The organism is Pseudoalteromonas sp. T1lg23B (assembly GCF_002964665.1).
GTDB lineage: Bacteria > Pseudomonadota > Gammaproteobacteria > Enterobacterales > Alteromonadaceae > Pseudoalteromonas.
Map to the genome: position 1 here is coordinate 369,097 of NZ_PQBZ01000042.1, position 15,318 is coordinate 384,414.

At 42.8% G+C, this 15,318-nt stretch carries 7 protein-coding genes and 1 pseudogene; 1 reads left to right on the forward strand and 7 read right to left on the reverse strand.

From position 1 onward, the window contains the following. The 5 genes and pseudogenes from C2M32_RS18150 to C2M32_RS18175 form a co-directional block, all read right to left on the reverse strand. Positions 1-147, reverse strand: a pseudogene (locus C2M32_RS18150) (transposase); the annotation flags it as partial. 476 nt (positions 148-623) lie between these two features. Beyond that, positions 624-1,310 (reverse strand): HEAT repeat domain-containing protein, encoded by a 687-nt coding sequence (locus C2M32_RS18160; protein WP_105169718.1) that lies wholly within the window; start codon positions 1,308-1,310, stop codon positions 624-626. Position 1,311: 1 nt separating this feature from the next. Continuing rightward, on the reverse strand, positions 1,312-10,644 hold the full coding sequence (locus C2M32_RS18165) for an RHS repeat-associated core domain-containing protein (RefSeq protein ID WP_105169719.1): 9,333 nt from the start codon (positions 10,642-10,644) through the stop codon (positions 1,312-1,314). Positions 10,645-10,886: 242 nt separating this feature from the next. Then, positions 10,887-11,651, reverse strand: coding sequence for an IS4 family transposase (locus C2M32_RS18170; RefSeq protein ID WP_234401340.1), 765 nt, complete (start codon positions 11,649-11,651; stop codon positions 10,887-10,889). Between the two features lie 105 nt (positions 11,652-11,756). Then, a complete protein-coding gene (locus tag C2M32_RS18175; RefSeq protein WP_105169720.1) occupies positions 11,757-12,014 on the reverse strand; it encodes a hypothetical protein in 258 nt (85 codons plus the stop codon). 131 nt (positions 12,015-12,145) lie between these two features. On the opposite strand from C2M32_RS18175, the gene C2M32_RS18180 reads away from it, so the two are divergent. Further along, complete coding sequence (locus C2M32_RS18180) at positions 12,146-12,817, forward strand: hemerythrin domain-containing protein (RefSeq protein ID WP_105169721.1); 672 nt, start codon at positions 12,146-12,148, stop codon at positions 12,815-12,817. Positions 12,818-12,931: 114 nt separating this feature from the next. Here C2M32_RS18180 and nrdD read toward each other — a convergent pair whose 3' ends face one another. After that, positions 12,932-14,722, reverse strand: coding sequence for an anaerobic ribonucleoside-triphosphate reductase (gene nrdD, locus C2M32_RS18185; protein ID WP_105169722.1), 1,791 nt, complete (start codon positions 14,720-14,722; stop codon positions 12,932-12,934). Between the two features lie 3 nt (positions 14,723-14,725). Then, positions 14,726-15,178: an anaerobic ribonucleoside-triphosphate reductase activating protein gene (gene nrdG, locus C2M32_RS18190; protein WP_105169723.1), complete on the reverse strand. Its 453-nt coding sequence runs from the start codon at positions 15,176-15,178 to the stop codon at positions 14,726-14,728. Positions 15,179-15,318: the final 140 nt, after the last annotated feature.

Sequence of the window (15,318 nt, forward strand, 5' to 3'; positions counted from 1 at the left end):
TTCTTCTACCCACCCTCGGCGGTGCTCATACGATTTACCCGTGAGTTTATCTTCTCCGCACAAAAATGCACGGCGAACACAACGTGAAACACAATGATAATATCGAGTATCTGACAAACTGATTTGCCGCTTCCTTGCTAATCCCATCGTTCACTCCTTGAACTTAGAATTTGAAATAATTTTGAAGAACTCAAAGCTTAGACAAAACACCCAAACTAACAAGTTAAAGTGGGTGTCCTTTTAAGTTATCTTCTCCGCACAAAAATGCACGGCGAACACAACGTGAAACACAATGATAATATCGAGTATCCGACAAACTGATTTGCCGCTTCCTTGCTAATCCCATCGTTCACTCCTTGAACTTAGAATTGAATGTAAATTTTGAAGAAACTAAAGCTTAGACAAAACACCCAAACTAACAAGTTAAAGTGGGTGTCCTTTTAAGTTTCCATCGTTCACTCCTTGAACTTAGAATTGATTTAATTTTGAAGAACTCAAAGCTTAGACAAAACACCCAAACTAACAAGTTAAAGTGGGTGTCCTTTTAAGTTTTGGTGTCCTTTTAAGTTTTCTTTTAAGTTTTAGAAGTTTTAGCAAAGCCCACTAGAGTGGGCTTTGTATCATCAATTGTCGTTTAAGTTGCAACTGGGTGCCAATTTAACCCCGTTACTGTATTGACTTACTATAGAGCGCATAAAATCATGCAGTGCTGGATCAGTAACTTCATTTTGCAACTCAATTAAAACGCCTATGGATTCTTTGGTACCTATAAGATCCAGAGAGCGAGCAGCATGCTGAGACCAACCCTCTAATTGTTTTTTTACAACTTTTGATAAATATTCAATGTCTTGATTGTTGCCTACAAATCCAAGGTTTCTTATGGCAGCAATCCTCATTCTGGCATTTCGGTCTTCCAGATAATTAACAACAAAAAATCTAAGCGCATTTTTATCGTAAGTAACTATGCACTTATCAATGCCAACTCCTAGGTAGCCCGCCAATTCAATTTTAAATCGAGTAGATTTTAGTAATCCTTTTGAATCAAGAGTATTAAGTTCAGATTGCCCTTCCCATAGCTTAAGTAACTCATTAGACGTATCTTTCTTATTACCAGAAGACCAGTCAATACTCAGCGCGTTGGATGCCCTTACTGCATAAGTAAAAACAAACTGTTCATTAACTTTATTTGTACCCGTTTGAAGATTAAACTCTTCCAAAACTGAATGTACGTTTTTCAAATTTCCCTCATACCCTTGAACAGAAAAACTGTTCAGTAATATGAGTAAAAGCAATGTTTTTATCATCTTCATATTAATAACCATTTGGTGATATTGATGGTGACATATTAACTTTAAGTGGCAGACTATTCGTTCCCAACTTAGGCCCCACCTTGTATTGTCTTAATGGGCCCCTATCAATAGGTACTCTAATAAAATCTGTTCTGAACTTCTGCTCTTCCCACTTGATTGTACGCTTTAACTCAGGACTAAATGCAGACCAGTATCGAGTCCAAGAGTATGTTGTGGCCGTGACGTCATAGGTTGTATATTCACCTAATGTGAGGTCGACTTTTTTCCAATCAAATTGTATTTCAGGTCCAATAGGCATAGATGGGAGCCTCATCATAGGCACACTGGGTAAATTTCCCCCTGCTGTTGGTTTGGGGTTAGTTGGCAAAACTATTGAAGCTTGATCTGCCCCCGGATCTATTTCTGTTTGTTCGTAATTATCAACACTTACAATCTCTTTCTTTCCGTCAACATAATCTGGTATCGCAGAGCGACGGCCTGTAATACCTATTCCCGCAAGATCATCAAAATTCTCTTTATCTGGAGATTCATTTCCGTGATTCGTAATTGATTGCCCAACTTGTTGAATGTTTTGAGAGCTTTGCGACATTAGATCTACTGTCTGACCATTTTTCATGGTGGCAGACATGCCCGTGATTTGAGCACCATTACCCAACTTGCTAGCAACATAACTTGCTACATTTCCTGCAAAGTTACTGTGTTTACTATTCATAGATTTAGTGCCTAGAGATTCCCCTGTATCAGCATCCTTCACTTCAACATCAACACAAGACTTAATCAGAGTTCCCGTTTCAGCCTCACAGTATCCTGTCGGGTCAGTTCCTGCTAATGGATTATTTCTTATATAACTATAAGGGTTAATCCCTTGTGAATCCTCAAAATTCATCAATAGTGGATCCACACTCATAAACCGACCAAGGTTATAGTCGTACACCCGACCGTTCATATGAATAAGCTGTTGCTCATCCAAATGCTCATGGTCGGTAAAACCTCGGTTGGTTTTAGTCAGATCTTTATCTCCCAGCTGTCCAAGTAGTTTTAAGTCACCGCTACTTTCCCTAGGTTTACCAAATGGGTCAAAGTTACGCTCGGCAATCACCTTACCGTTTTCATCCGTGAACAAACGTGCGCTGCCTAACCTATCTCTGTGTGTATAGCGAATGCTATCACTTTCACCGGTAGTACCACTTACAACTGCGATATTACCAATATAAGCGCGCCATGTGATTTTTTCACCCTCTAGCTCTTCTTCATACGCCCCTGCGTAATAGGTTGTTCTACCTTCGCTGGTTTGCTTAAAGCGCATATGGTCAGGGCCATACACAAAAGTACTGGTTACATTCTCTTTGGTGATGAGCGTTGGTTTATCCATAGCGTTATATTGAGCCAGTGTTAATCCATAGCCTTTTGTCATATTACCGCGCGTGTCGTAGCTATACCCATGCCATACACCGCCTTTGTTAATACGTTTAACGGCATTGGCACCACCACCAGTATGGCCACTTGCTCTAACTGAATAATCATAAGTGGATGCAAAATCAGACTTTTTAGTCAAATTACCAACAGCATCATAATCATATGTGATAGTTACAATATTATTCACCGCATTTTGCTTTAAACGGTGTAAGTCATCGTACGTATAGCTTTCACTAAAGCGATGTTGCTCACCCACAGCACCCGTGGTGACGTCCATTTCTTTTAAGTTACCAAAGCCATCGTAACGGGTGTATTCCAACGCCATTAGGTTACCGACATCAGAAACCGTATAACTGGCTTTCATTTGGCTTGACGCTAAGCTGAAATACTGTTGTTGCACGAGTCCATTGCCCAGCTCACTTTCTTCAATATTGCCCAATACGTCCAATTTATCAATCGTTTGATAAACGTAGTCATTAGCCGCATTTTTAACTGCGGTTTGGTAGCCACGCCAATCATAGATGTATTCCAAGGTTAGGTTATTTGGGTAAAGTAGCCCTTTAACACGGCCGTAGTTGCTATCGTACATGGTTGTTGTGGTGTAGCTTTTACCACTCCCCGACACAGTATGCGCAACAGGGCGACCGAAGCTGTCATAACTATACTCATGACTGACACCATTACCACTGGCACTCGTCATTTGACCATAACCATTTTTACTGCTGTTGTCATAGCTATAGGCGAGATCACTTTCACCCGTTGCAGTACGTCGTGTCACACGACCCAGTGCATCGGTATAAAACTTAACCGTATTACCATTACCTCGTGTTTCTTGTTGCAACTCGCCAAAACCATTGTATGCAAAATTAGTGGTGCCTTGGTTTTCATCAAGCACGGTAATTTTTCTACCCATAGTGTTATATCTGGCTTTGATCTTGTTGCCAGCTGCATCTTGAATAACAACTGGTAAACCTTGGCTGTTATAACTGTAATGCGTCTCACCTCCTAAGGCATCACGGGTTTTAACCAACTGCTCTAAGCTGTTATAAGTGCGAGACATTTGTCCAAGCGCAATGCCATAACAGGTTTCTCGGGCATCAATATTGGTGTTTAGACCATCATAGTCATACTCCACTATCATTTGCCCTGTGTGTGTAGGTCCACATTGCTGGTCAACCGTTCTGGTAGCTGGTCGCCCTAGCACATCAAAGCCTGAGTAGTAGGTTCCATAAACTGACTTACCCTGCTCGTACGGCATAGATTCAAAGACTTTTCTTCCTAAGCCATCGTATTGCACGTCCTGAATAATCCAGCTATCGTTAAACGCTTTACTGATGGTACGTACCGTTCTACCCAGTTTATCTTTATACTCTCGGATTTCAGGTGTGCCCGCACTACGACGTACAACTTTGAGCACTGATCTACTCGGCGCTAAGCTGTCATAACCTTTGGACTGCGTCGCCATATATACTGTGGGAGAGCCATCAGTTTTTTGGCTGTAAGGGCGGTTAAAGTCATCATAGCTATACTCTGTTGTCAGCCACTGCGAACTTGATACTTGTACCTGCTGTTTGCTCGGTTGCCCTGTCGCACTAATGGTTTCAGTTCTAGTCATATGCCCTTTCGCATTGGTAACGCTATAAGGGAAGTAGCCATCGCTGGTATAGGTCATCGACGTAAGTCGAGCACTGTCCACCCAGCTTCCTGAAGTATTGAGGACTTTTGCAGTTTCAGTAATAGACGTCGGTAAACCATAGGTGTTAAACACCGTATTCACTCTTTTACCTTTGCCCACTTCTTCGCTCTGTGCACCACTATCTGCAATTTCGCTTGATACGACTAAAACTTGCGGTTTGCGGTTTGCGTGATAACTACTAAAAGCGGTTGTCACTTTATAGGTTCTGTCCAAGCTCGTATCAGCAGATGATAAAGGATCTTCTCCTTTTTTACGTTGAACCTTTAACTTAGCAACGGTTTGGTCATCAAGTTTATTAGGCCACCACGGGCTGGAATCTGCGTAGTCACAGTTAGCATCCTCCGATACCGTGCGTTTTGTTGCGGACGTATAGGTTCCCCACTCATCCTCGCGGATGCTCTTTTGGTGGGTTACGTTAGTACAAACATCAATGCTTTCAACTAACGTGGTATCAGTAAATAACCATGCGCCTTGTTCATCTCGGTGTGTGGTAGTTTGCTCTTGTAAATATACATGGCGACCCATTTCCTGCCACGTACTTTCTTGGTAAGTCAGAGCATTGCTCTCATTTTCAGCCCCAGCCAACGCGCCATCGCCACGAATCGCATAGTCAGACTCTTGGAACTTTGCCTGACGCTTTATACGCCCTTGTTTAGGATAAATTTGGTTAAAATCAGACTGGGTCACCGTGCCAGCGGCAACATCGCGTTCAATGATGCGTTCAAAGCCCATAAAACCACGACCTTGAGTGTTGTATACCGCACCACGATAGGCGAACTGGTACTCACGCTTGTTACCTACCCCATCATCTTGTTCAAACTTGGTGACTACATACATGCTAGAAGCAAAGTTCTGGTAACCTTTTTGGTAATTGGTTCCTTTTGCATAGATATCCCGCGCCCCAGCGATACCAGAGCTCATGCCTGATGACAGTGGGCGGTATTCCCAACGGCTCTCATGCCCTACACCATTCTCTACAGCTTTGAGGATATCAATAGGTGCATAGTAACTACCACTCGCGCCCGTGCCTGAACCATAATTGCGACTGACATTCACGCGTTGCTCTCTAAAGCCCGAAGGCTCAGCACTTTCGAATGCACATCCTGGAGTGCCATTACCGTTTATACTACAGCCATAGTTAAACACCATGTCAAGTAGACCGTCACCTTGTGCATCAAGCAGCTGAGTATGGGTTTTAGCACCATGCATCCCAGTTTCTATTCTAGTAAAACTACCATTTTCAAGCTGTTTGATTGCCCGATAGACATATATATTATGGTTATAACGTTCTGAAATCGAGTTGTGTACCTCTTCTCCATCTATATTTTCGATCAGCTTGCCGTTTACTCTACTGCCACATACCTGTACTGAGCCTGCCCCTTCCCTTACATATACACAGGCCTCAGCCACCATACTCGCAGGGTATAGAATTTCATCTTTACCATCATTGTCGATATCACCAATTCGAACTGAGCCCGCATTGCCATACACATAGTAAATGCTGCCCGATGCTCTTTTTTGATCTTGAACTGGTTTATAATACTTATAGTAAGCACGCTTTCCGGTATATATATCTGTTGCAACTGGGCTGGCAAAACTGCCCCCAGTGTTATAGCGCACAAACAGCATGTCATCATTGGTTTTAGGACGATACCAACCCAACCAATCTTTTAGACCATCACCATTAACGTCTGCAAACGTGTAAAAGCGTGACCAATCCGGTTCTTTTTCGTTTGGCGATCCTGAATCAATATAGTCATCGTCATCATCTCGGGGGAAATTCCGCACAGTGAATACACTAGTACTTTGAAGTGAATGAGGTTTGGTATAATAGACTTTGTTGATCACACCTTGTGATTTTGATGCACTGCCATCACGTTCTCGCTCGTCGGTGATATAAAAATCCGCCAAGCCATTGCCGTCTAAATCTCCAGCATTGACAAAACTTGCAAAGCGACGAAACGCTTCACTTGCGTCGGATTTTGAGATTGTGTAAAGAACTCTTGAATTTGAGGCAGTATAGGGATTCTCGACATTTTTGGTATGGTAGTAGGCAGTTATTTTATCACCCGCAGCTACCGCTGAGTTATTCTCATCAATAACAATATCAGGGTAGGTATCACCATTTAAATCGCCCGCATAAATAATTTCAGCCGAGCGGTTAGGATAAATATTGGTTGGGATTGTTCTTAACACACCCGACTTACTGTTGAGTTTTATCGACAATCTATCATTAGCTCTATCAAGACTATCGGTGTAACCATCAAGGTTCATATCTAAATTATGCGTATAACAATTGACAGCGTTACCACTTGCGCCAACCCCTGTACAATTCGTTTGAGGGTGTGAATTCGGCGTTGACTGCCCCTCTGCATTGATATATTTACCCGGCCAATCAAGAGCTCCATCACCATTTCTATCACCTTGTGGTAATATACTATTGATGCTGTGTGTTGAGTTAAGGCTCAAGTACTCATTTTTAACCGTGATAGCACTGTCTTGCCAAGTAAATTCTGTAGCAGGTAAACAGCTACCGTTATAACCACATAGCTGCACATTACGAAGTAAGTCTCTTTGTGTGGCGTTACTTGGGGCATAGTTAAATGACAATGTGTTTACTAACGAAGAATCATCATGTGTTGTGTATGTTCTAATCTCAGCCAAGCGCATGGTTGATTCATAGAAACCACCTGCAAAATAGCCCGAACGCTTATCTGCTTTTTCTTCGTAATTGAATTTAACCCGACGATGACCTACTTGTGATGCGTCGTTGCCAGTGTAGTAAATTTGACTGATTAAACGCTCGCCCGCACCATACTCTGCATAGGTGTAGTGAATAAAGTTTTTGCCCGTGGCATCGTGTTGGCGTCTTATCAACCAGTTATAAGAAGCGGTTCTACCTTGATGTTTGGTGCGCGAAATTGTGTCAATACCAAACAAAGCAACTGTGCCGTTAGCATATTCAACTGTAAATGACGCGTAGCTAGAGTTTAAAGCACCTGATTGCGTCACTCGCGTCAAGCTTTCTTGCTCAGTGCGGTATATAGTGCCATCTTGTCCGTATACTCCACTTGCCGCAATCAAACGCTGACCATCAAGACATAGCTTGTCATTATCATTATATTGTGGATTTTGGGTTAAACCATCCTGAGCATAGGTAGCGCCACAACGGCTAATTTGCGACCCTGCTGATAGACTAAAACCAACCCCCGCAATACCTGAACCTGAGCGTGATGAATAGTTCACGGAGACACTTGGTTGCACACCATTACGACCCGGAGGTAACGGCATCGGGATGCGATAACTTGCACTACCACCTTGGGCCGTTGCTTCACCAGCTATCGTACCCACTGCGTCTGCAGAAGGAGCAAATACATCAGTAAACGCTGCATCATCAACATTAACCGCTAACTTCTCGCTGAATAGCGGTGGCTTAGTGCTGATCACGTTACTCCAAGCGGCACATACGTTTGACCCAAAGCAAGGCTTAACTCTGAACGCTGACTTTCGGAAATCTTGCTCTGACACGGTGTATGTAAGCTGGTTTAACTGACCACCAACAGGCTGCCAATCTTGTGCTGGAACTTGACCGCAAATTGTACACATCGCCTTTTCAAGTACATAGTACTGGGCGTTTGGAGACTGGGTCCAAGACAACTGACGGTTATCTGGATTAAAACTCAGAGTCACGGGTGCTTTTATTTCAACACTGTTTGACTCTGTCCAGCTGTCCGAGCAATTCATCGAGTTGCCCTTGCCTGAACAAGCTTTCACGCGATATTGGTAGGTGCTGGGCGCGGCATTATAGTAGCTTCTATACGCAATGTTTTGTTTTATTTCGAGATTGTCATCCTCTTCGCTTAAGACTTCTGTGTTGACCCAAGTTGTTCCGCCATCTGTTGAGGCTTCACGCAAGAAGCGATCAGCTCCCATAGGTATATTCCAGCTTATTCTGATTGTATTACCATCATGAACAACCGCTCTCACTTCACCTAGAGCATCCGGTTTAAAATTAACGGTGATAGGGTCAGACTCTTTCCAAAACGGCGAGCAGTCTTTAACATTATCAGGTCCACTACAGGCTTTCACGCGGTAGGTATAGGTATTTGAACCCACATTTTGATAATTAGCTTCAAGCCCGGTATGGTAGCTAAGATTACCCCATGCCCCATCGTTGAGTTTACCTTCACGGATATAACGTGTGGCGCCTTGAGAGGCTGACCATGACACCGTGATATCATTACCATTGTAGATGGTCGCGTTCAAAGTACTCGGTGCGGGTGGTACATAATCGAGATATAGCGGGCTTGACTCAGTCCACTGCACAGAACAGTGGGTGCCATTTGCATTGCTACATGCTTTAACACGATATTGATAGGTATCTGATTTCGCATTGTGGCGAGAAACACTGAGTTTATCTGTAATAACAGCACCTTCCCATTCCCCACCGTTTACTCTTGCTTCACGTACATACGCTTTAGCGCCATCAGCTGACGACCAAGAAATTGTAATATCGTTGCCGTTGTAAACGGTTGCGGTTACCCAATCTGGGCTCTCAGGTGCTGCTACTGTTACCGCATTTGACTCAACCCAAGCTGTACAGCTTTGTGCGTCACATGACTTTACTCGATACTGGAATGTCGCGTCATACGCATTGTCATAATTGACTACAACCTTGTTTTGAGCATCTTTCTCACTGTGTTGTGTTTCATTTTCCCACTGGCCGCCATTTACTCTGGCTTGGCGGATATAGTGAGTTGCGGCATTATTGCCCAACCAAGACAAAGTAATAGTATTGCCGTTGTAAACCGCGGCTGTAACGTTTTGTGGTACACCCAAAACACTCACTTCGTTTGAAGTAACCCAACTAGAACATCCAACTTCATTACAGGCATTAACACGGTACACATACTTGCCAACCGCTTGATTCGCATCTACATCGGACTGAGTTGTTACCGTTTTCGTACCAGTAAACGCCCCCCCATTAAAGCTTACTTGCTTTTGAAAGTTATCAACATTGGTGGCCCCAGCGACGAGCTGCCATGATACAGTGATATCGTCACCACTCACAGCGGCTGTAACAGAAGCTAGCGGCTTTGGTTTTAACACCACCGTTAGTGCGTTGGATTCAACCCAATTTGTACAACTTTGGCTGTCACAGGTTTTGATACGATATTGAAATTTACCATCATAAACATTGCTATAGGTAAAAGAGGTAATGTTATGGCTTGTTTCATTCTTCCACGCACCATCATTTTCTCTCACCTGACGAAGGTAATGCGTAGCATAGGTGCTACCGCCCCAAGACAAGAAGATATCTTCTTTCCAGTCCAAAACAGCTTTTACATTCGTTGGAACAGGCAACACTCTAATTTGTGAGGAGTACGCCCATTCAGAGCAACCAGCGCTATTACACGCTTGTAGCCTATATTGATAAGTGCCCGCTGCACGATTATTCTCTGTTTCGCCAAGCCCATAGACAATCTTTCTATTGGCATAACTGCCACCGTTGAATCTGAACTCTTTATAGTAGTAGGCGACATTCGTTGTATTTTCATGCTTCCATGACGTTTTGACGTCATCACCATTGCTTATCTCAGCATTAACATTCGTTGGAGCTTTAGGCTTCACCACAACAGTGACTGAATTCGAATAAGTCCACGTATCAGGACATCCCTGTGCACTACAACTCCTAACACGATACTGGTAGGTTGCAGGCGGAGCATCTTGCATGGTCACCGTAGTGCTGGTATACGATGTATCATTAACCCATGCACCGCTGTTTACTCTGGCTTGACGAGTATACCTAGTCGCACCACTGACGCTCGACCAGTTTATGGTTATGTCGTTACCATTGTAGATTACAGCCGACACCTGACTTGGTGCCGGTGGAAAAACGGTGACTGAGTTTGAATATGTCCAGCCGGAACATCCCGTTGAATTACAAGCCCTAACCCGATATTGATAGGTATTGAGTGGTGCATCTGGCACAGTTACTGAAGTACTTGTGTATTGTCTATCGTTCACCCAAGAGCCATTGTTGACTCTAGCTTCACGTGTATATTTTGTTGCACCGCTTACACTCGACCAACTAATGGTAATGTCATTACCATTGTATATTGTGGCCTTCACCCAGCTTGGAGCCGAAGGTGCTGCAATAGCGGACGCAGAGAAGCATATGGCGACAAACAAATAGATGCCCGCCAAAATTCCTTTAAACATTTTTTGCCTTTATTTCTATCAGGTTAGGTCTACCACCCAAGATTATCCCAATTTACGGACTAATCACAGGAACACAAAGCGCGGGATTGTACATTATTGGTACAATGCTGGCTACATAATATTTAACCATGTTGAAAAAATGTGATGTTCAGCCGAAATGCCCTACGCACAAAGCGTTACACACAATGATAATACGCAGTATCTAACAAACTAATATGCCGTTTCTTGGCCAATCCTACCGTTCACGCTTTGAACTTAGAATTTGAAATGATTTTGGGGAACCAAAGCTTAGGCAAACCGCCCCCAACGTGTAAATTTGAGTGGATGTCCATGTGATTTGTAGTATTGTTTTGTATAGAAATATGGCTAATACATTGCCATGTCTTTCCATAGTTTACCGAGTAAAAATGGGGTTTACGCACACGTCCAACCATATCCCATTTCAGTGCAACAACCTCTCGAAACCACGGTGACTTATACCCTGCATCCGTAACGATAATGGGGCGGTAACCTTGCGGTAACATGGTCTGCAATATTTCCAGAAAAGCCTTATGCGTCGCGGGTTTTTCCTTGGTTTTATTGGTATGCACTTCTTGATAGAGCGTAATCGGTCGGCCCTTCACGGTGATCGCCGCTCGTAAAAGAAAATGCCTTTTACAATCGTCTAAATCTGACCAATTAACTGAGATAACCGGACGCTTAGCGGTACAAAATAGATGGCACAACACGGCGTAAATACGCGGTATTTCTCGCTGTAAATGGGTATTCGATAACAATCGGTCGGCACGCTTGATGCGGTGCTTTTCAAATGCTTTAGAAAAGATCCCTCGGCCAATACTGGTGACCGTAGCGGCATTCCCATGCAAAAGGCTGTTTACACAGCTGATCAACGCATTGCGTCGCGTTTTGCGCATTTTATAGCTGACAAGTGACAGGATATTGGTCAATATAGTTCGGGCATTCATGGCGTTTTCTGTTTTGATGTTTTTGGCGAAAGATCTGATCACCAAATGCCATGAATGTTCCCTAACCATATGAATTTATCTTGTTTATTTGTGGGGATGCCTCAGACTCTGACCCCATTGATTGCAACTTCTCCTCGTTTCGCAACATCACTCTGCGACAACAGACAACATATCTGTCGTTGACTTCGCACTATTAACATTCGCACTCTGCTGTTGCACACCATTATTCAGATTCGCATAGGTCGCAGCCATGGCATTTGCCACAACAGACTCGCCCATCATGCTCGCTTGCATACCTGCACTTTGCTCTTTAAAGCCTCCCTCACTGGTACTGAGTTTCGCACTGCTTGTTCTACACAAATAGCAACGCCATAAGCCTCTGGGCCTTGCAAATGATGAAATCATTAAACCCCTTCGTACACTTTAATACCCCTAGAGCGGCGGATACTATTACCTACCACCTATCCACAAATGGGGATATCTAATACGGCGAATCTCTCTAAAATAAAATGACTCAATGAACAAAGGAGCATGAAATGAATATAGCGCAAAGTACTATTCAAGAGCTCGCTGTAAATATCCCAGGTGCTACCGAGCTATTTGACTCTTATCAGATTAATTATACAAAGCAACAAGGATTGTTATTAAAAGACATCGCTGAAACAGCAAAGATAAGCCTGTTCGATTTAATCGATAAATTGGAGTCTTTACTACGAGCTGGTCCTCACTCTGATAATGAACAATGGCGCACTCGCCCTGTTTGCGATCTCATTGCACATATACTTGAGAATTTCCATGAAAAACATAGAGTTCAACTCTCAGAGGCAATCAGATTAACGCAAAAAGTAGCAAATGCACATGGTGATCATCCAAACTTTCCATATGAACTTGAAGCCCTACTGACAAGTATGCAATTCGATCTTGAAGAGCATATGATTAAAGAAGAAAGGATCCTATTTCCCATGATGGAATCAGGCATGCATCCGAGTGGACCAATTTCTGTGATGATGTCTGAGCATGTTGATCATGCTAAAACTCTTGAACAGCTTAAACTGACAACAAACGCATTTTCTCCTCCCGCTGAGGCTTGTAATAGTTGGACTACATTATATAAAGATTTACAAGCACTCTATTTCGACTTAAAAGAGCATATCCACCTAGAAAACGATATTCTATTTTCGTCAAAAAGCGAACTATTTCAAATATAAGAGGGAAAAACACAACCTATCCACCTGCGAATAAATAAGTAGCTAAAGGAGTGAAGCAAATTATCGCTGACAAAGAGAAAGGCCACCCAATTAATTGCGTGGCCTTTCTCTTAGCTAATTTTGAGCGTGACTTTGTCGATGATAATGTCGCAAGGCGTGCTCACACCTTCTTCCCTGACTAAATGCAGAGACTCGCTTGAGGTAACCAATAACACGGGTCCCAAAATCAACATTGGCTGAACCACACTCTTTACACAGAGTCCGAGTTTGTTTCTCAATATGCCCACAACTGTTACATATTGTAATTTTCACATTGATACAGAAATAGTTACATCCCGTCTTTGCGGCAACCTTAAACAAATGCAGATACTGCTGCTCGTCTAGGTGCTCTTCTAAATTTAAATGTAGCGCTGAGCCACCATCTAAGTATTGAGTTAACGCTTTGCCATGTAATATAAACTTATCTAAGTGATTTAAGTTGTCATCTTCGACTCGATAGAAATAGCTGTTATAACACTGGCGAGGCACAACATAGCCTGCTTTTGCATCCCATTTTGCATTCTTGATCCCTAAATTTTCTGCCGGTACAAATTCCGTATTGAACAAAAACCCAGTCTCTTGTGATACTGCGCGATTCTCTTGGTAAATAACCTTTAACTGCGATTCAACCCATTCGATATAGTCATCATTTACACTCACATCGATGCCGAGAAACTCAGCAGCCTCAACTAAGCCATTAATCCCTATCGTTAAAAACTGTTTATCGAAAGAAATAAAGCCAGCATCATACACAGGCAATAGCCCCGCCAATTGGTATTCTTCCATCAATAAGCGATAAGCAATTTGATACTTATGAATTTTTCTAACTTCTGTCGCGAGATCCCTACCATCTTGGACAAGTCGATTCATGTTTAGCGTGATCACGTTGATTGACCCAGTGGCAACGCCTCCAGCTCCTAGGCTATACGAAAAACTATGGTCATTGATTTCGTTTCTTAACCGACAGCAAGATGCCAAAGAATCTGCATTTTCAGACTGATACACGAAAAATGCGCCACCCTCGCTGAGGTTTTTCGCACACATTTTCGAGAACTCTGTATCCACTGGCTCGCCCTCTTTTACTAACATAGCAGCGGTCACAACAGGAAACGTCAAAATCGCTTTATTTCGTTCATCATTAAACCAAGATAAGAAAAATCGCTGCAATGTTTTAACCGACAGCCAATTTGCAGAGCTCATATCTGGGAATACGAAATGGCCAAACATGGCTTCGAAATAGGATTCATCATATAGTGAAATATTCCAAAATACGCTTTGATACCCTCGCGCAGCAGCAGGCTGATTTAGTGCATACACAACGTGCTGTAAGTGGTTCTCAATTTTCTTTCGACTGGTTATTAAATAATCATCACCATAGTCCTTGCGGGCGAAATAATCGAAATACATTAAAAACTCAACCGTTGCCACGGCACCTGCAAACTGCGCGCTGATGGCAAAAACCAAATTAACAAAACTGCCGCAAAACGACTCTAAATGCTTTGGCGCTTTGGACTCTCCCCCTAACTTAGTCAGACCTTCAAGTAAAAATGGATACATGGTAATGGAGGTGCAGTAAGGTTTGAGGCTAGTTTCATCATGTACATAAATTTCATGTTCATTGATCTGACGCTGATATTCGTCACTCAACGTTTTTCCATATAGCTCTTTAATCTTTTTAGCTAATTTTGCTCGGTTTACTTGGATAAAGTAGTCTTTCATTAATTCTGATTCTAAGGTTGCGATATTCTTTAACGTCACATTGGCATTAGCATCCATTGCAGAGCCATCCGCAGCGTTGTGCGCCTCGCAATAATCATCAATGAAGCGACATTTTCTTTCTAGTTGTACCGCAGACAATAAAGACATGATTTACCTCCTATAGAAATATGAATTGAGTAATTGGCCAGAAGCCACGTCGATGAAGCGTTGATTACTGTTAGGTTGTTCTAGTCCACCTAATGCTTGAATATAGGGTCCGGTTTTTAAGTAAGTGAGCTGGGCTTTTAACTGCGCCGACACATCTAAAAGCCCCGTGTAGAGACAAGTTTTTAACCCTTTTTCTTTGGCAAATCGCAGCAGTTCTATTAACAAAGTTTCTTGCCACTCCCCGCCAAAAAACACAACACAGGTGATAAGACCATCGTATCGCCTCAGCCAGTCGGCAAATTTAGGCCGCGATAAAGGCACCCCATACTTTGCATTCCATGTTTGCGGGCTATGGCACCCCCGACATCCGATTTGGCAACCTGTACACAAGAACCCTAATGCAACTTCATTTGGCACTTCCTGAAAACAAACCTGAGGGGTTAACACTTTCAACATAACTATATATTGTGTTTTTTATTTCGCGTAAGCACAATATATAGTAAACATTGATATTCCTGCTAGTAAATGAATTGATCCACATCAAGTTTTCATGGCATAACGGGAAGCAAAAAATAGGTAATAGAAAAGCCAAGCTT